This is a genomic window from Streptomyces sp. NPDC051555 (assembly GCF_044454405.1).
Taxonomy (GTDB): Bacteria; Actinomycetota; Actinomycetes; order Streptomycetales; family Streptomycetaceae; genus Streptomyces.
Genome location: NZ_JBITDP010000001.1, coordinates 855,097 through 872,504 on the forward strand (window position 1 = coordinate 855,097; position 17,408 = coordinate 872,504).

Below are 17,408 nucleotides of genomic sequence, written 5' to 3' on the forward strand. Positions count from 1 at the left end.
CCATGACCACGACCACGACCACGCAGCACGGGAGCGAATCGGCGACGCCCATGGTGGTCGTCGACGACGTGCACCGCAGCTTCGGCAGCGGCGAACAGGCCGTGCACGCCCTGCGCGGAGTCTCCTTCGAGCTGCGAAGAGGTGAACTCACGGCGCTGAAGGGACGTTCCGGTTCCGGAAAGACGACTCTGCTGAACCTGGTCGGCGGCCTGGACGCCCCGACCAGCGGAGCCATTCACCTCGACGGCACGGACCTGACCGGACTCGACGAGGGCGGGCTGCTCGCCCTGCGCCGCGAGCGCATCGGTTTCGTCTTCCAGTCCTTCGGCCTGATACCGGTGCTGACCGCCGCGGAGAACGTCGGGGTGCCGATGCGGCTGCGCAAGGTCGCGGCCGCGCAGCGCGAGGAGCGGGTACGCACCCTCCTCGCGCTCGTCGGCCTCGCCGACCACGCGGCGCAGCGGCCGGGCGAGCTCTCCGGCGGCCAGCAGCAACGCGTCGCCGTGGCACGCGCATTGGCCAACGACCCCGACCTGATCATCGCCGATGAGCCCACCGGCCAGCTCGACTCCGAGACCGGCCACGCGATCATGGAGCTGCTGCGGGCCGTGGTGCGCAGCGAGGGCGTGACGGTTCTGGTCGCCACCCACGACCCGGCCCTGATGGACCTCGCGGACCGGGTCGTGGAGATGCGCGACGGCCGGGTGGTGGAGTCGGGTGAGGACGGGGCGCAGGCGCTGGGCGGGGACGGGAACGCGGCGGTGGGCGCGGGCGCACGGGCCTGACCGCCCCGGCTCGCCCGCCACCCGGCCCGCCACCCGGCGCAGCCGCCCGATCCGGCCGCTGCCCGGATTCCGCTTGACGTCGCGCCGGGCCCTGACCCCGCTCTCCCCGCCACCTGTGGATCACCCCATCGGTGCGCTCGGCGTGCGCCGGGCGCACCCGTCGCGGAAGCTGTCGATCACGGGCAGCGAGTGCTGCCGTCGGCCCCGCACCGAGGAGCTCTCGCCCCGATGGCTGTCGCCGCCTTACTCGCCGTCGTCTTCGCCGCGACCGTCGCCCTGGCGGTCGCCCGGCTGGGTCACCACCTGGCCCGGCACCGCGCCCTGCCGGACGTGGGCCCCGCCATCGGCACCGCCGCCGGAGTGGTCTTCTCCTTCTTCATCCTGACGCTGGCCTTCCTGATGGTGAGTTCGGCCCAGGACCTGGCCGTCGCCCGCAAGGGCAACTACGCCGAGGCCGGGGCACTGATAGACCTCTACCTCGCGGCCGATCGGATGCCGGGCCCCCTCAAGGCCGAGATACGGGGCCACTCCGAGCGGTACGCGCACATGGTCATCGAACGCGAATGGCCGCGGATGCTGGAGGGCGGCACGGACGACGAGACCTGGGCCATGGCCTACGGCCTCTACGAACTGGTCGCCAAGGCGCCGGCGGACGCACCCCCCAAAGCCCTCGACGAGTCGCGCGACGCGATCACCCGCCTGTTCGCCCAGCGCCGGACCCGAGTGGCGGACGTCCAGGGCGGCCTGCCGCCGGTCATGGTGGTCACCCTGATCGGCGCGGCCGTCCTCTCGGTGGCCTTCCTCGTGTTGATCGGCTGGCCGCGGGGCGTCCGCGGAATGATCGGCATCGCGGCCCTCGGCGGCATCTGCGGCTACGGCGTGTGGCTGGTGCTCCAGCTCAACCACGCCTACGCGTCGGGCGTGCACGTCGACCCCGACGCGTTCCGGGAGGCGCTGACCCGGATGGCGTTCGTGACCTCCCACGGCATCTGAGGCCCGGGCTCCCGCTCCGAGGCCGCCGCCGCGCCACCGGCCCGGCACCTGCGTCACCCCCACCCCCAAGCTCCCCGCACCCCCACACAAGGGATCCCCCATGCCCCGTTCCGGAGCCCCCCGATCCGGCCGCCCAGGTCGCTCCCTGGTCGCGTCCGCCCTGCTCGCCGTGGTCCCCGCCGGCCTGTTGCTGGGCCCCGGCGCGCCCGCCGCGGGCGCGCACGAGGGACCGCACGAGCCGGGTTCCGCCCTCCGCTCACCGCTCCTGGTGCCCGAGCGCGTACGGCGCGAGATCAGCCCGGCCGAACGGCGGGCGCTCGGCCCCGACCATGCCGAGGAACACGCCCGCACCCGGCTCGCGCTGCGCGACATCGGCGGCTATCCGGACAGCACCCGCCGGGCCCGGCTCCAGGCCCTCACCGCGTCGCAGGCCAAGGAGAACGAGGGCTTCGACACCGCGGAACACGGGGCGTTCAAGGAGTACTTCGACTCGCCCGACTTCGCCGCGCACATCGCGCTGCTCCCCACGGGGAAGGTGCTCCTCTTCTCCTTCGAGCGGATCGAGACCAATCCGCAGAAGGAGCCCGCCCCCACCGACACGATCGGCGCCGCCAACGCGGGCCGCGCCTTCCTGTGGGACCCCGCGAAGGGCACCGGCCCCACGGCCTTCACCAAGGTGACCCCGCCCATCGTGAACATGCCCGACGGCACGCAGTCCCCGCGCCCCGCGCCGTTCTTCTGCTCGGGCCACGCCTTCCTGCCCAACGGCATGCTCGGCGTCTTCGGCGGGAACCTCGGGGGCAACGGGGGCAGCGGAGCCAAGCTCTCCCTGGTCTTCGACCCCTGGGCCGAGACCTGGAGCCGCAACCAGGACATGTCCACCGGCCGGTGGTACCCCTCCGTGGTGACCGCGGCCGACGGCCGCCAGCTGATCATGTCCGGCCAGTCCGAGCTGGGCTGGGGCACCCCGACGCCGGTCGTCGAGCGCTTCCCCGCCCTCGGACACCCCGTCCCGCGGACGAAGAAGGACGTCCCGCGCGACGTCCCGGTCGGCCTGTTCAAGGCGACCGCGCCCTTCACCCGCGACTATCCGCAGCTCTTCTCGCTGCGCGACGGGCTCGTGTACGGGCTCGGACGCGTCCACGACGAGCAGTGGACCTTCGACCCCGTCGACGAGTCCCGCAAGGACCTGCCGGCCAGGCCCGACGGCAGCTCCCGGCTGTACGGCGGCGCCGTCCCCCTTCCCGGCGGGTACGAGGGCCCCGACAGCGCCCTGGTGATCGGTGGCGACCGGACCGACCCCCGGACGTACAAGCTGGCCGGGGGGAAGTGGACCATCGAGAAGTCCCGCGCCTTCGGCCGGACCCAGGACAACACCCTGGTGATGCCCGACGGCACGCTCCTGACGGCCAGCGGAGCGTACGACATCCGCGACTACGGCAACGGCACCTACAATCCCAACGCCGACCTGAAGTACCGGCAGTTGGAGACCCGCGATGCCCAGGGCGACTGGAAGCTCGGCCCGGTCCAGCGGCTGCCGCGCGGCTACCACTCCAACGCCCTCGTCCTGCCCGACGGCCGCGTCATGATCACCGGAGACGAACTCCAGCAGCTCGCCAACGACGCCAACATCCACGACGACATGAACGGCACCATCGAGATCTACGAGCCCGCCTACCTGCACCGGGGCGCGCGCCCCGTGCTGGAGCGGGTACCGGGCGAACCGCTCGGTTACAACAGCCGCTTCGAGGTGAGCACCAGCACGCCCGACCAGGTCAGCCGGGCCGTCCTGCTGGCGCCCACCACCGCCACCCACGCGGTCAACACCAGCCAGCGGCACGTCGAGTTGCGGATCAAGCAGCGCGCCGGCGACACGCTGACGCTCCAGGCCCCGCCCGGGGCGGCGGCCGCCCCGCCCGGGCACTACATGCTCTTCCTGCTGGACGCCAAGGGCGTGCCCAGCGTCGCGCGCTGGGTCACCCTCGACGCCGCGGTGCCCGCCGCGCCGCTCCGCTGACCGCCGGGAGCACGCCGATGGCCCCCGCCGTGCCGCCCGCCGCGGGCCGCCCCCGCAGCGGACCGGACCGCCGGACCGTGCTGCGGGCCACGGCCTGCGCCGCCGCCGGGACCGGCGCGAGCGCCGTGACCGGGCGCGCCCGGGCGGCAGCCGCCCCCGCGCCGGCCGCCCCGCTGCCGCTGCCCGCCGAGGACCTGCCGCTGCGCGCGGACGAGCGGACCCAGGGAGATGTCCTCGCCGGGTTCCGCAAGGACCACGTCTGCCTGCTGTTCCTGCACTTCCGGGAGGTCTCCCGGGCCCGTCGCTGGCTCGCCGCGCTGGTGCCGGAGGTCTCCACCACCGCGGAAGTGGCGCGCTTCAACGCGGCGTTCAGTGCGGCCCGCCGGGGCGGCGGCAGCGACCCGGTGTCCCTGTCGGCGCTGTGGACAGGACTGGGCCTCACCCACCCCGGGTTGCGCCTCCTCGCGGGCAAGGAGCCCTTTCCCGCCACCCCGCCCGGCAGCTGCGCCGAGGCGTTCGCCCAGGGCGCCGCGGCGCGCGCTCCCGCCCTCGGGGACACCGGCCCCAGCGCCCCGCGGTCGTGGCTCTTCGGCGCCGAAGGGCCCGAGCAGGCGGTGCACGCGGTGCTCACGCTCGCCGCCGACGACCCCGAACGGCTGGCCACCGCGATCGCGCGGCACCGGGACGCGGCCGTACGGGCCGACGCCCTGGTCCTCTTCCGGCAGGACGGTGCCACCCTGCCCGGAGAGCTGCGCGGGCACGAGCACTTCGGCTTCCTCGACTGTGTCAGCCAGCCCGGGGTGCGCGGCTTCGACCCGGTCGACCCGGCCACCGGCCGTACGGCGCTCGGCAGGCCCGGCACCCGGATGCTCCCGGCGGGCGAGTTCCTGGTCGGGCCCGAGCGGGTCGGGCAGCGCCCGGCCGGGCTGCCGGCCTGGGCCACCGGCGGCTCCTTCCAGGTGGTCCGCCGCCTGGCCCAGGACGTACCGGCCTGGTGGACCCAGGTCGGGCTGCGCCTGGCCGAGTTGAAGCGGTCCGGGGCGGCGCCCGCCGACGCCACCGCGCCCTGGCTGGCGGCCCGGCTGGTGGGTCGCTGGCCGGGCGGCATGCCGGTCGCGCTCTGCCCGGCCGCCGAACGGTTGCCCGGGCCGGACGAGGACCCCGACGCGGCGCTCGACTTCGGGGCCGACCCCCACGGCTGGCGGATGCCGCTGTTCGCGCACATCCGCAAGGCGAACCCGCGCGGCGGCCTGGTCCTGACCCCGGGCCGGCCGCCGCTGGCGGACGCGGAGCTGGACGGCCACCGGATGATCCGGCGGGGCATCCCGTACGGGCCCGTGCACCGCCCGGACGGGGGCGCCGGACACGGCCCGGACACCCCGCGCGGTCTGCTGTTCGTCAGCCACCAGGCCGATCTGGTCCAGCAGTTCGAGTTCGTGGCCCGGCGGTGGTTGAACGAGGCGGACTTCCCGCCCGGCAGGCACCCCCGGACCGGTACCGACCCCGTGCTCGGCCCCGACGCACCGCTCGCCTTCGAGACCCCCGCGGCCAGCGGCAGCCGAGCGACCCCGCTCTACTTCGGCCGTTTCGTGCGGACCGAGGGCGCCGTCTACGCCTTCAGCCCCGCGATCCCCGTCCTGCGCGCGCTGGCGTCCGGCGCCCTCGACGACGCGGTCGAGATCCACCCCGGCACCGTGCTGCGCCCCGGGGACGTGCTCGACGCGGGCGCCGTCCGGCTGGTCCTCGACGCCTCGGGAGACCTCGCCCTCCTCGACCGCCGGGGGCGCGGCCTCTGGAGCGCCGGTACCGGCGGCGTCGGCCACGACGCCCTCTTCGGCCACGACGGCGAGCTCACCGTCCGCACCGCGGCGGGCCGCCCGGGCTGGAGCAGCGGCACCGCACGGCACCCGGGGGCGCGGCTGCTGCTGCGCCCCGCCGGGGACCTGGTCCTCCTGGACGGGGACCGTACGCTGTGGCGCGCTCCCACCACCGCGGGCGTCGGCCGGCCGTGAACCGGCGCGGCCGCACCCGTGGCCGTCGCCGTACCGCCCGGCCGCCCCTTGCGGGCGGGCCCGATCAGGCGCCGCTGTGGCGGAGCATGTCGTCGCGCTCGACGACCTTGACGCGCTCGCGGCCCTCCGCGGCGCCCAGTGCCCGCTCGTGGGCGTCGAGCAGGTGCCAGCCGTCCCACGTCGTGTAGCGCACGCCGCGCTCGCCGAGGAAGGACGTCACCGCGTCCGGCTCCGGGTCGCTCGCGCCGGGCAGGCGCCCGCCGGCGTGGTCGTCGAGGAGGCAGGCGACGGTCTCATTGGCGTCGCCCTTGGTGTGGCCGATGAGACCGACCGGACCGCGCTTGATCCAGCCGGTGACGTAGACGGCGCTCTGATGGGTCCCGTCGGCGCCGATCACCCGGCCCGCCTCGTGCGGCACGGTGCCCGAGAGCGGGTCGAAGGGCAGCTTGGGCAGCTCGTCGGAGTAGTAGCCGATCGCCCGGTAGACGGCCTGGACGTCCCACTCGGTGAAGCGGCCGGTGCCGCGGACGTTCCCGGTGCCGTCGAGTTCGGTGCGCTCGGTGCGCAGTCCCACCACGCGCCCGTCCTCGCCGAGGATCTCCTCGGGGGACTCGAAGAAGTGCAGGAACAGCTTGTGGGGCCGGGTGCCGGGGTCGCGGATGGCCCAGTTCTCCAAGGTGGAGGCCACCATGTTGGCCTGCTTGTTGGCGCGGCGGGTGGCGATCGAGCCCTCGTCGTAGTCGATGTCCTCGGGGTTGACGATGACCTCGATGGTGGGGGAGTGGTCCAGCTCGCGCAGCTCCATCGGGCTGAACTTGGCCTGCGCGGGTCCGCGGCGGCCGAAGACGTGGACCTCGACGGCCTTGTTCAGCCCCAGCCCGGCGTGCACGTTCGGCGGGATCTCGGTGGGCAGCAGCTCGTCCGCGGTCTTGGCCAGGATCCGGGCCACGTCCAGGGCCACGTTGCCCACGCCGAGGACGGCGACCTTCTCGGCCTTCAGGGGCCAGGTGCGCGGGACGTCCGGGTGGCCGTCGTACCAGGAGACGAAGTCCGCGGCGCCGTAGGACCCGTCCAGGTCGGACCCGGCCAGGTCCAGGGCCCGGTCGGCCGTGGCGCCGGTGGAGAAGACCACGGCGTCGTAGAAGCGGTGCAGCTCGTCCAGGGCGATGTCGCCCGGGTAGTCCACATTGCCGAACAGGCGTATCTGGGGCTTGTCGAGCACCTGGTGGAGCGCGGTCACGATGCCCTTGATCCGCGGGTGGTCCGGCGCCACACCGTAGCGGATCAGTCCGAACGGGGCGGGCATCCGCTCGAACAGGTCGATGGAGACCCCCGGGGCCTGGGCGGCGTCGGACTTCAGGAGGGCGTCGGCGGCGTAGATGCCGGCCGGACCGGCGCCGACGATCGCTACACGGATGGGGCGGGACATGCGAGACGTTCCTCCAGGCAACGGGGACGGATGGTTCGAGACAAGCTCGCTCGACGGGTCCCCGGTAGCCGGTGGCGACCTATGGGTCCATAACTCGCGCTTATGACCCGCCGCCAAAATCCAAACAAGAATGTCAGACATAAGCAAATGGCGGTAAGTGCCACAATCTCCGGTCTGCCCGCGCCGCCGCCGTTACCCGGCTGAAACACGGTCGTGCGGTGCCCGAAGCACGCCCCTGACCAGCCAGAAGGGATCCTCCACCAGGCTGTGGGGGTACCCGGCGGCCGGTGTACACGACACCGGGAGGCGGTTGTTTCCGTGCTGAGTTCTCCACCGAGTTCCCCGAACCCCCCGACGGAACCGAAGCCCCCGACGGAACCCGACCCGACCGTCCCCGACCCGGACGGACCGCGCGCCGTCCCGCCCCGCCGGGGCCGGGCGATCGTGGGCGCCGCGCTCTTCTGCGCCCTGCTGATGGTCCTGTCGGACTGGGTTCCGAACGGTTTCGGCAACCTCGGCAGCCTGCTCCAGACCCTGCTGCCCTGGACGGGGCTCGCCGTCCCCCTCCTGCTCGCGCCGGCGGCCGTACGTCGCTCCCGGCCGGCGGCCGTGGCCGTCCTGGTCCCCGCCGTCGCCTGGGCCTGCGTCCACGGTCCGGCGCTCATCGACAAGCGCTCCGCGGGCGGCGACTTCACCGTCGTCAGCCACAACGTCGACGAGGGCAACACCGACCCGGCGGGCACCGCCCGCTCCCTGGCCGCCTCCGGCGCCGACCTGCTGGCCCTGGAGGAACTCTCCGCGAAGTCCGCGCCGACCTACGCCCGCGAACTGGCGGACGCCTACCCCTACCACGCGGTGCGCGAAGGCGTCGGCCTGTGGAGCAAGCGCCCCCTGACCGACGTGGAGCCGGTGCCGATCATGCCGTGGACGCGCGCCCTGCGCGCCACCGTGGACACCCCGAAGGGCCCGGTCGCCGTCTACGCGGCGCACCTCGCCTCGGTACGGGTCTTCCCCACCGCGGGCTTCACCACGGAGCGACGCAACGAGGCCGCCGGGAAGCTGGCCGAGGCGCTGCGCGCGGAACCGCTGCCCCGGGTGATCGTCCTCGGCGACTTCAACGGCTCGGTCGACGACTCGGCCCTGGACGTGCTGACCTCGCCCCTGCGCTCGGCGCAGCGGGAGGCGGGCGACGGCTTCGGTTTCACCTGGCCCGCGTCCTTCCCCGTGGTCCGCATCGACCAGGTCATGACGAAGGGGCTGGCCCCCGTCTCCTCCTGGACCCTGCCCGCCACCGGCAGCGACCACCTGCCGGTCGCGGCCGTGCTGAGGCTCTGACCGGTGGGAACTCTGGCTACGATGCCTGGGACGACGTCCCCGTACCGGCAGGTGGAAGACATGTCGGAATCCCGGGGCCCGGACCCCGTCAACATCCTCCTCGTCGAGGACGACGCCACGATTAGGCGCGCCGTCCAACTGGCCCTGGAGCGCTACGGATACGGGGTCGCGGTCGCCGGCGACGGACTCGACGGCCTGGAGGCGTTCCGGGCGGGCGGGCACGACCTGCTGATCCTGGACGTGATGTTGCCCCAGCTCGACGGGATCGGGCTGTGCCGCCGGATCCGCGAGGAGAGCCTCGTACCGGTCCTGATGATGTCCGCGCGCGGTGACGCGCTCGACGTGGTCGCCGGACTGGAGGCGGGCGCCGACGACTACGTCGTCAAGCCCGTGGACACCGCCGTCCTGGTCGCCCGCATCCGCACCCTGCTGCGCCGTGCGACGTTCGTGCCGACCCGGTCGGCGGCGGAGGCGGGCGGCGCGCCCCCGCCCGACGGGCCGCCGCCCGCCGTACTGACCTTCGGCGACCTCACCGTGGACACCCTCGGGATGGCCGTCCACCGGGCGGGCCGGCCCGTCCCGCTCACCCCCACCGAGCTGCGCCTGCTGCTGGAGTTCGCCGGCTCCCCCGGCGCCGTGCTCGACCGCCGGCGACTGCTGCGCGACGTCTGGGACTACGGCTGGGAGGGCGACACCCGCGTCGTCGACCTCTGCGTGCTGCGGCTGCGCAAGAAGATCGGGGCGGAGCGGATCGAGACCGTCCGCGGTTTCGGCTACAAGCTCGTCCGCGGCTGAGGGCCGGCTGCCATGGCGTTCCTCAACCCCCGCGCCCTGCGCTGGAAGGTCGCCGCGCTGACCGCCGCCGCCTGCTGTGCGGTCGCCGCCGTCATCGGCGTGCTCGTGCACGACGCGATGGAGCGGCGCGGGCGGCAGGCCGGGCTCGACCGGATCTCCACTCGACTGGCCGCGGCGGAGCGGGAGTACGACCGTACCGGGAAGGCACCGCTCGACGTCGAGGTGTCGGAACCAGGGAAGCTCGACGCCCCGCTCGCGCGCGAGCTCGCGCGCAAGGATCCGGGCGCCCTCTACGCGACCTGGTACGACGTGAAGGCCCCCAACTGGTACTGGCTGTGGGCGGCGAGGCCCGTCGCGGGCGAGCGGGTGCTCGTCCTGCGGACGGACATGAGCATGGAGGTGCGCGGCCTCCAGCTCCTCGACCGCAGCATCGTCACGTCCGTACTCGCGGCCCTCGCCGTCGTCGTTCCGCTCGCGGCCCTCGCCACCGAGCCGATGAACCGGCGGCTGCGCGGCGGCGCCCGGGTCGCCCGACGGATCGCCGACGGCGACCTCGACGCGCGGATCGGGGTCCGTGGGCGGGCCCGGGACGAGATCGCCGAGATGTCCGCCGCGATGGACGAGATGGCCGCCGCCCTGCAACGCAGGCTGGAGGCCGAGCGGCGGTTCACCGCCGACGTCGCGCACGAACTGCGCACCCCGCTGATGGGCCTGGTCACCGCCGCCGGGCTGCTCCCCGACGACGACGAGGCGGCCGGGCTGGTCCGGGACCGGGCGCGGACGCTGGGCGCCCTGGTCGAGGACCTGTTGGAGATCTCCCGGCTCGACGCGGGGGCGGAACGGGCCCGGCTCGACGCGGTGCCGCTCGGCGAGTTCGTGATCGACGTGCTGCGCCGCAGCGGCGCGGGCGACCGCGTGCTGGTCCAGGACGAGCGGGTGGTGCAGACCGACCCGCGGCGGGTGGAACGGATCGTGGTCAACCTCGTCACCAACGCGCACCGGCACGGCGCGGCCCCCGTCGAGATCACCGTCACCGGCGCGCGGATCGTCGTCCGGGACCACGGCCCCGGCTTCCCCGCGATCCTGCTCGCCGAGGGGCCGCAGCGCTTCCGGACCGGGGCCGCGGACCGGGGCAGCGGCCAAGGCCTGGGCCTGACCGTCGCGGCCGGTCAGGCCGAAGTGCTGGGCGCCCGGCTGGACTTCGCGAACGCTCCGGACGGCGGCGCGGTCGCCACCCTCGACCTGGCCCCCGGAGCGCCGACGGCCTGAGCCCGGCACGCAAAATCAGTTCGGTCACCGAACTCTTTGGGTAGGGTGGCGCCATGACGCTCCCTCGCGACTACCAGGGCCAGGCCTGCGCGCTCTCCCGCTCGCTGGAGGTGATCGGCGAGCGCTGGACGCTGCTGATCGTGCGCGACGCCTTCCTCGGGGTGCGCCGGTTCGCGGACTTCGTCGCCCACCTCGGCGTCCCGCGCGCCGTCCTCACCGACCGCCTCACCGGCCTGACCCGGGCCGGGGTGCTCGCCCGGGTGCCCGACGGCGGCAAGCGCGAGGTCTACGTGCTCACCGACAAGGGCGTCGGGCTCTGGCCGGCCGTCCGCGCCCTCACGCTGTGGGGCGAGGAACACCACCCCGCGCCCGGTGGCCCCCGCCGCGCCTTCCGGCACGCCGACGACGACGCGTACGTCGCCCCCGACGGCCGGTGCACCGGGTGCGGAGCCCCCGTCGAGGCGGCGGATCTGGTGCTGGTGCCGGGACCCGGGCTGGCGCCGCCGTCCCCGGACGACGACCCGGTCACCGCCGCCCTCCACCGGCCGCACCGCCTGCTGCGGCCGCTGCCCCTCACGAAAGGACCTTCCACATGAGAATCCTGACAGTCGGCGCGGGCGCCGCGGGCGGCTACTTCGGCGCCCTCCTCGCCCGGGCCGGACAGGACGTCACCTTCCTCGTGCGCCCCGGCCGCGCCGCGGCGCTGTCCACGCGCGGGCTGCGGGTGAGCGGCCAGGGCGAGGAGTTCGTCCTCGAACCCCGTCTCACCACGGCCGACACGCTCTCGGGCGGTTACGACCTGGTCCTGCTCTCGGTGAAGTCGACGGCGCTCGCAGCGGCGGCGCACGACCTCGCCCCGGCCGTCGGCCCCGGCACGACCATCGTCCCGCTGCTCAACGGCATGGCCCACCTCGACTCCCTCGGCGCGCGGTTCGGGGAGCGGGCCGTGCTCGGCGGAGTGGCGAAGGTCGTCACCACCCTCGACGACGACGGCGACATCCTCCGCATGGCCCCGCCCCGGGCCCTGCTCGTCGGGGAGACCGGTCCCGCGTCCGCGGACCCCTCCGCCCGCGTCCGGGAGATCCGCGCTGCGCTGAACGGCGCCGGGATCACGAGCCCCGACGTCGAGGACATCGTCGCCGCGATGTGGCACAAGTGGGTCTTCATCACCACCCTCGCCGCCGTCACCTGCCTGATGCGGGGCTCCGTCGGCGAGGTCAACGCGGCCACCGGGGGCGAGGAACTGGGCCGGGCGGTCCTCGCGGAGGCCGCCGCGGTCTCGGCCGCCGCCGGGTACCCGGTCCCCGAGGCCGAACGCGCCGCGACGGCCGCGACGGTCACCGCCGCGGGCTCTCCCCTCACCCCCTCGATGTACCGCGACCTGCAGAGCGGTCGCCCCACCGAGGTCGAGCACGTCTTCGGCGACCTGCTCGCGCGCGCCCGCGCCCTGTCCGTCCCCGTCCCGCTGCTGGAACTGGCCACCTTGCACCTGCGCGTGCACCAGCGGCGCGTGACGAAGGAGTAGCGCCCGCGTCCTCCTTCCGTGCGGGTTGCCCGGTGTAGTCGTCGGGTAACAAGTCGTCGGAGAAGGAGGGGATCATGGGGAAACGCATGCGCACGCGGGGCGACCGGTGGGGCACGGCCGTGGTGGTGGGCGGCGGGCACGCGGGGCTGGTCACGGCCCGCGTCCTGGCGGACCACTTCCGCGAGGTGGTGATCCTGGAGCGGGACGCGGTCGACGAGGACACCGGCACCCATCCGCACGCGCCGCAGGGATACCACGCCCACGCCGTACTGGCCAAGGGCTCGCAGGTCCTGGAGGCGCTCTTCCCGGGCCTGCGCGCCGAAATGGAGGAGCGGGGCGCGCCCGTCTTCGACTACGGGGAGCGCATCGACTTCCTGCTGCCCGCCGGACTCGCGCCGCGCTGCCGGACGGGGGTCCGGGTCCAGTCCTTCACCCGCGACGAGCTCGAACGCAGGCTCCGGCGGCGGGTGATGGCACTGCCCGGGGTGCGGCTGGTGCCCTCGGCCCGCTGCGAGGCCCTGGTCACGGGCCGCCCCGGCAGCGTCGGCAGCGTCACCTACCGGGTGGTCGGTGCGGACGCCGCCGCCGGGGCCGCCGCGGAGGGCGCGGGGGAGAGCGTCGAGCTGGCGGCCGACCTGGTCGTCGACGCCTCGGGGCGCGCCGGCGGACTGGACCGCCGCCTCGCCGACCTGGGGGTGCCCGTACCCGACAAACGCGTGGTCAAGGCGAAGATCACGTACACCTCGATGAGTTTCGACCGGCCCGAGAAGAACCCGCCGGACTTCGACATCGCCTACCAGATGACGTTCGCGCCCCGGGTCTCCCGCGGCGGCGTCATCCTGGCCGTCGAGAACAACCGTTGGATGTGCTCCCTGTTCGGATTCGGGGACGAGGCACCGCCCACCGACGACGACGGCTACCTCGGCTTCGCCCGGAGCCTGGGCAACCCCCACCTCGCGGGCCAGCTCGAACAGCGGGAGCGCCCGGAGGCCGTCCACCGCTACGTCAACGTCAACAACCAGTGGAACCTCTTCCACCAGAGCAAGAACTGGCCCGAGCGCCTGCTCGCCGTGGGGGACTCGGTCTGCGTGTTCAACCCGGTCTACGGCCAGGGGCTCACCGTGGCCGCGATGGAGGCAGAGCTCCTCCAGGGCATGCTGACCGAGCTGCGGGTCAAGGGCCGTGGACTGGACGGGCTCAGTCGCCGGTACCAGGGGCGGGTGGCCCGGCTGCTGGTCGCCCCCTGGACCCTGTCGAGCAACTCCGACCTGATGTGGAACCGCGACGGCCAGCCGCTCCCGGCCCGGATCGCCCACTGGTACAACAAGCACCTCTTCGCGGTGTCGGCCCGGGACCCGCGGGTGTGGACCCGTTTCGTCGGGGTCGTCAACATGGTGGCCTCGCCCGCGGCGCTCTTCCACCCGTCGGTCGTGCGCAAGGTCGTCGCCCAGGCGCTGTCCCGGCGGGGAGCGCCCCGGCGCACGCCCAGCTGACCAGGGGGCGCACCCGCAGGGGTGCGAACCCGGATGGCGGATGGCTTTTCGGACGGAACGGAAATCCCCGGACGCGCCTGCGCGGCAGGTCCGGGGATATTTCCCAGGATCCGGGTGCGGCGCGAATGCATCGTTTTCACGAAAGGGGCACTGGGCGCGCGCCGCGGACGCCTCCATGATGCGAACGATCCACGGAACATTCGCTTCGAAATGGAAGAGGGATCGATTCCATCATGCGCATCGCCCGCCCCCTCGTCATGGCTTCCCTGGCCCTGGTCGCCGCCCTCGGCACGGCCCCCGTCGCCTTCGCGGCCCCGGCCGCTCCGCCCGGCCCGACCGCCTACAACTGTTCCACCGGCTGGTTCTGCATCTACAGCGGCTGGGACGGCACCGGAACGCGCTGTCAGTGGCAGAGCGCCCAGCGCGCGAACACGGCCGACGACTGCAGCTTCATCCGCAACGGCCAGAACGTCCGGTCCGTCGCCAACAGCACGGGCCAGCGCAAGCAGTACTACACCGGAACCAATTACAACAACCGCGTCGGCTCGACGCCCTCCGGTGGCAGCGGGAATCTCCAGGGGAGTTATCAGATCCGCTCCTTCAAGCCGCAATAACCCCCCTTCGGTAATCCAGTATTGAATTACCGAATGCGTGGTGGTGGTGAATGCGACGGGCTGTGGCCCGTGGCCGGGTGGCGGCCGGGAACCCCCGGTCGCCACCCGCCTTCAGTCGTCCTGCGGGGGACCCGGCAGCGGCTGCTCCGACCAGATGACCTTGCCCTCGGGCGTGTAGCGGGCACCCCAGCGGCGGCTGAGCTGGGCGACGAGGAACAGTCCACGACCGCCCTCGTCCGTGGTGGTGGCGTAGTGGAGCCGGGGCGAGCTGCTGCTGGCGTCGAACACCTCGCAGGTCAGCACGCGGTCGAAGAGGAGCCGCACGCGGACCGGTTCCGCGCCGTGCCGGATGGCGTTGGTGATCAGCTCGCTCAGCACCAGTTCCGTGGCGAAGGAGAGCTCCGACAGGCCCCAGTCCGCCAGCTTCGCCACCGCGCGGGCCCGCATCGACGCGACGGCGCTCGCGTGGAACGGCACCTCCCACTCGGCGATGCGGTCCGGGGCCAGGGCCGACGTGCGGGCGACCAGCAGGGCCACGTCGTCGCGGGGCCGCGCGGGCAGCAGCGCCGCGAGGACCGTCCGGCAGGTGTCCTGCGGCTTCGACTGCGGATCGGTGTGGGCCAGGGCGGTCCGCAGCAGGTCGAGCCCCTCGTCGATGTCACGGGTCCGGTCCTCGATCAGGCCGTCGGTGTACAGCACCAGCTGGGTGCCCTCGCCCAGCTGGAGTTCCGTGGACTCGAAGGGGAAACCGCCCAATCCCAGCGGCGCCCCCGCGGGCAGCTCCGGGATCTCCACGGCGCCGTCCGGCCGCACCAGCACCGGGGGCATGTGCCCCGCCCGCGCCACCGTGCAGCTCTGGTTCACCGCGTCGTACACGGCGTAGAGGCAGGTCGCGCCCAGCAGGCCGGTGTCGGCCCCGCCCTCGCCGCCCTGGCCGATGTACTGCACGAGGTCGTCCAGCCGGGACAGCAGCTCGTCGGGGGGAAGGTCCAGGGAGGAGAAGTTGAGCACAGCGGTGCGCAGCCGCCCCATGGCCGCCGCGGCGTGCAGTCCGTGGCCGACGACGTCGCCGACCACCAGCGCGACCCGGCTGCCGGGCAGCGGGATCACGTCGAACCAGTCGCCCCCCACGCCGGACTGGGCGGGCAGGTAGAAGTGCGCCACCTCCACCGCGCTCTGTTCGGGCAGCTCACGCGGCAGCAGGCTGCGCTGGAGGGTCACGGCCAGGGCGTGCTCCCGGGTGTAGCGCCGTGCGTTGTCGATGGTGATCCCCGCCCGGGCCACGAGTTCCTCGGCGAGGGAGAGGTCCTCCTCGTCGAAGGGCTCGGGCTTGTCGGAACGCCAGAAGTTGACCAGGCCGAGGACCACGCCCCCGGCCTTCAGCGGCGCGGTGATGAGCGAGTGCACCCCGTAGTCGAGGATGGCCTGGGCCCGCGCCGGCTCCTGCGCGTACCAGCCCGCGGCGTCGGCGAGCCGGGGGATGAGCTCGGCCCGCCCGGTGTCCAGGGCCCCTGCCTGCGGGGTGGAGGGGGCGAAGACGATCAGCCGGCCGCGCGGGTAGAGCGGCACGTCGTCCCGGATCCCGCTGAACCCGGTGCGGCGCAGGTCCGGAGCCGCGTTGGTGGGCTCGTCGCCGTGCAGTACCGCCTCCGCGAGCTCCACGGTCGCGAAGTCGGCGAAGCGCGGCACGGAGACGTCGGCCAGCTCCTGGGCCGTCTGTTCCACGTCCAGGGTCGTGCCGACGCCCACACCGGCGTCGTAGAGCAGCTTGAGCCGTCGCCGGACCGCCTCGGCGCGGGTGCTCAGCACGCGCATCTCGGTCGAGTCCCGGATGGTGACCGCCGCGCCCTCGGGCCCGCCGCCGGGACGCGTCGGCCGCTGGTTGATCACCAGCAGGCGCTCCCCGGCCTCGTGCACCTCGTCGGTGGCGACCCGGCCGGACAGCAGCAGGTCCGCCACGTGCCCGTCCAGCGGCAGCTCTCCGACGAGCTGCCCCTCGGCGTCGGAGGGCAAGCGCAGCAGCCGCTTCGCCTCGTCGTTGGCCAGCAGCAGCCGTCCCGTGCCGTCGGTGATCAGCACGCCCTCGCGGACGGCGTGGAGCACCGCGTCGTGGTGCTCGTACATCCGGGTCATTTCGAGCGGCCCGAGCCCGTGCGTCTGCCGGCGCAGGCGCCTGCTGATCAGTGCCGCACCGGCCGTGGCCAGAGCGAGGCCGGCCGCGCTGGCCCCGAGGATGACGGGGAGCTGGCGGTCGAAGACGCCGGTGACGTTGTTCACCGTGAGCCCGGCGGAGACCAGGGCCACGACGGGCCCGCTGTCGCCCTCGGCGAAGACCGGCACCACGGCCTGGATCTCCTTGCCCAGGGGCCCCCGGACGCTCTCGGTCTGCACCCGGCCCGCCAGGGAGGGCTCGATCGTGCCGACGAACCGTTTCCCGATCCGGTCGGGCAGCGGGTGGGTGTAGCGGATCCCGTGGGTGTCCATCACGACGATGAAGTCCACCCCCGCGTCCTTCCGGGCGACCTCGGTGAGCGGCTGGAGGATCTTCGACGGATCGGGGGCGCGCAGCGCGGCGAGCAGACCGGGGGAGTGGGCGAAGGTCTGGGCGACCGCCACCGACCGGTTGCGGGCCTCGCGGTCGACGTCGTGCCGGGACTGGAGCAGCAGGGCCAGCACCGCACCTGCCGCGAGCAGCACCACGATCGCCACCTGGAGGATGAAGACCTGTCGGGCGACGCTGCGCGGGCGGTTCCGGCTCAGTGACCGCACCGACGTCCCCGGTACGGGTTGCAAGGATGGGTCACCAACCCTTTGTAGCACTGCCGGGCGCCCGGGGTACGGCTGACGGCGTTTCCCACGCGGTCCGGTGATGCGGACGGGCCGGAAAAACCCGGTGCCGTGCCCGGACGGGCTCCCTACACTCGCTACTGCGTGCCGCCACGAGATCGCGGTGCGCATGTCGTCGATCCACCGAACGAGGGGAGCAGGGCCGTGTGTGAGCACACCACCGTCCTCGTTCCCCGGTCGCGGTACGACGTGATCTTGGTGTCCTCGGTTTCCCGGTGACGGCTGCGCGGCCGTCACCGGACGTCCGGGCGACGGGTGAAGGTTTCCTCCCCTCCGACCGGTGATTCCGGTCCC

The 17,408-nt window shown here is 73.7% G+C and carries 13 protein-coding genes; 11 read left to right on the forward strand and 2 right to left on the reverse strand.

The window, feature by feature from the left end; translation table 11 throughout:
* Positions 1-2: 2 nt before the first annotated feature.
* The 4 genes from ACIBEA_RS03645 to ACIBEA_RS03660 all read left to right on the forward strand — a co-directional run bounded on the left by ACIBEA_RS03645 (position 3) and on the right by ACIBEA_RS03660 (position 5,807).
* Positions 3-785: an ABC transporter ATP-binding protein gene (locus ACIBEA_RS03645; protein WP_399257499.1), complete on the forward strand. Its 783-nt coding sequence runs from the start codon at positions 3-5 to the stop codon at positions 783-785.
* Positions 786-1,013: 228 nt separating this feature from the next.
* Positions 1,014-1,778 (forward strand): hypothetical protein, encoded by a 765-nt coding sequence (locus tag ACIBEA_RS03650; RefSeq protein ID WP_399257501.1) that lies wholly within the window; start codon positions 1,014-1,016, stop codon positions 1,776-1,778.
* A gap of 100 nt (positions 1,779-1,878) precedes the next feature.
* A complete protein-coding gene (locus ACIBEA_RS03655) occupies positions 1,879-3,795 on the forward strand; it encodes a galactose oxidase-like domain-containing protein (protein ID WP_399257503.1) in 1,917 nt (638 codons plus the stop codon).
* A gap of 17 nt (positions 3,796-3,812) precedes the next feature.
* A complete protein-coding gene (locus tag ACIBEA_RS03660; protein ID WP_399257505.1) occupies positions 3,813-5,807 on the forward strand; it encodes a peroxidase in 1,995 nt (664 codons plus the stop codon).
* Between the two features lie 64 nt (positions 5,808-5,871).
* Here ACIBEA_RS03660 and ACIBEA_RS03665 read toward each other — a convergent pair whose 3' ends face one another.
* Positions 5,872-7,236 carry an FAD-dependent oxidoreductase gene (locus tag ACIBEA_RS03665; RefSeq protein ID WP_399257507.1) on the reverse strand — a complete coding sequence of 455 codons (1,365 nt, stop codon included), beginning with the start codon at positions 7,234-7,236 and terminating at the stop codon, positions 5,872-5,874.
* Positions 7,237-7,677: 441 nt separating this feature from the next.
* Here ACIBEA_RS03665 and ACIBEA_RS03670 point away from each other — a divergent pair, with 441 nt between their 5' ends.
* The 7 genes from ACIBEA_RS03670 to ACIBEA_RS03700 all read left to right on the forward strand — a co-directional run bounded on the left by ACIBEA_RS03670 (position 7,678) and on the right by ACIBEA_RS03700 (position 14,267).
* Positions 7,678-8,571 (forward strand): endonuclease/exonuclease/phosphatase family protein, encoded by an 894-nt coding sequence (locus tag ACIBEA_RS03670; protein WP_399257929.1) that lies wholly within the window; start codon positions 7,678-7,680, stop codon positions 8,569-8,571.
* A gap of 60 nt (positions 8,572-8,631) precedes the next feature.
* Positions 8,632-9,366 (forward strand): two-component system response regulator CseB, encoded by a 735-nt coding sequence (gene cseB / locus ACIBEA_RS03675; RefSeq protein WP_399257509.1) that lies wholly within the window; start codon positions 8,632-8,634, stop codon positions 9,364-9,366.
* Between the two features lie 12 nt (positions 9,367-9,378).
* The gene (locus ACIBEA_RS03680; protein WP_399257511.1) at positions 9,379-10,635 is read left to right on the forward strand and encodes an ATP-binding protein; all 1,257 of its coding nucleotides are present in this window, start codon (positions 9,379-9,381) and stop codon (positions 10,633-10,635) included.
* 53 nt (positions 10,636-10,688) lie between these two features.
* Complete coding sequence (locus ACIBEA_RS03685) at positions 10,689-11,231, forward strand: winged helix-turn-helix transcriptional regulator (RefSeq protein WP_399257513.1); 543 nt, start codon at positions 10,689-10,691, stop codon at positions 11,229-11,231.
* On the forward strand, positions 11,228-12,160 hold the full coding sequence (locus ACIBEA_RS03690) for a 2-dehydropantoate 2-reductase (RefSeq protein WP_399257515.1): 933 nt from the start codon (positions 11,228-11,230) through the stop codon (positions 12,158-12,160). Before ACIBEA_RS03685 ends, ACIBEA_RS03690 begins: the two co-directional genes overlap by 4 nt.
* A 74-nt stretch (positions 12,161-12,234) precedes the next feature.
* Positions 12,235-13,653 (forward strand): FAD-dependent oxidoreductase, encoded by a 1,419-nt coding sequence (locus ACIBEA_RS03695; RefSeq protein WP_399257517.1) that lies wholly within the window; start codon positions 12,235-12,237, stop codon positions 13,651-13,653.
* 233 nt (positions 13,654-13,886) lie between these two features.
* Positions 13,887-14,267: a peptidase inhibitor family I36 protein gene (locus ACIBEA_RS03700; protein WP_399257520.1), complete on the forward strand. Its 381-nt coding sequence runs from the start codon at positions 13,887-13,889 to the stop codon at positions 14,265-14,267.
* A gap of 111 nt (positions 14,268-14,378) precedes the next feature.
* On the opposite strand, the gene ACIBEA_RS03705 is transcribed toward ACIBEA_RS03700, so the two are convergent.
* Entirely contained in the window at positions 14,379-17,036 is a 2,658-nt protein-coding gene (locus tag ACIBEA_RS03705; protein ID WP_399257522.1) for a SpoIIE family protein phosphatase, read from the reverse strand.
* Positions 17,037-17,408: the final 372 nt, after the last annotated feature.

Bases quoted from the DNA above. Each gene is read 5' to 3' on its own strand.
- ACIBEA_RS03645 (WP_399257499.1), top strand. From the start codon at position 3: ATGACCACGACCACGACCACGCAGCACGGGAGCGAATCGGCGACGCCC.
- ACIBEA_RS03650 (WP_399257501.1), top strand. From the start codon at position 1,014: ATGGCTGTCGCCGCCTTACTCGCCGTCGTCTTCGCCGCGACCGTCGCC.
- ACIBEA_RS03655 (WP_399257503.1), top strand. From the start codon at position 1,879: ATGCCCCGTTCCGGAGCCCCCCGATCCGGCCGCCCAGGTCGCTCCCTG.
- ACIBEA_RS03660 (WP_399257505.1), top strand. From the start codon at position 3,813: ATGGCCCCCGCCGTGCCGCCCGCCGCGGGCCGCCCCCGCAGCGGACCG.
- ACIBEA_RS03665 (WP_399257507.1), bottom strand. From the start codon at position 7,236: ATGTCCCGCCCCATCCGTGTAGCGATCGTCGGCGCCGGTCCGGCCGGC.
- cseB (WP_399257509.1), top strand. From the start codon at position 8,632: ATGTCGGAATCCCGGGGCCCGGACCCCGTCAACATCCTCCTCGTCGAG.
- ACIBEA_RS03680 (WP_399257511.1), top strand. From the start codon at position 9,379: ATGGCGTTCCTCAACCCCCGCGCCCTGCGCTGGAAGGTCGCCGCGCTG.
- ACIBEA_RS03685 (WP_399257513.1), top strand. From the start codon at position 10,689: ATGACGCTCCCTCGCGACTACCAGGGCCAGGCCTGCGCGCTCTCCCGC.
- ACIBEA_RS03690 (WP_399257515.1), top strand. From the start codon at position 11,228: ATGAGAATCCTGACAGTCGGCGCGGGCGCCGCGGGCGGCTACTTCGGC.
- ACIBEA_RS03695 (WP_399257517.1), top strand. From the start codon at position 12,235: ATGGGGAAACGCATGCGCACGCGGGGCGACCGGTGGGGCACGGCCGTG.
- ACIBEA_RS03700 (WP_399257520.1), top strand. From the start codon at position 13,887: ATGCGCATCGCCCGCCCCCTCGTCATGGCTTCCCTGGCCCTGGTCGCC.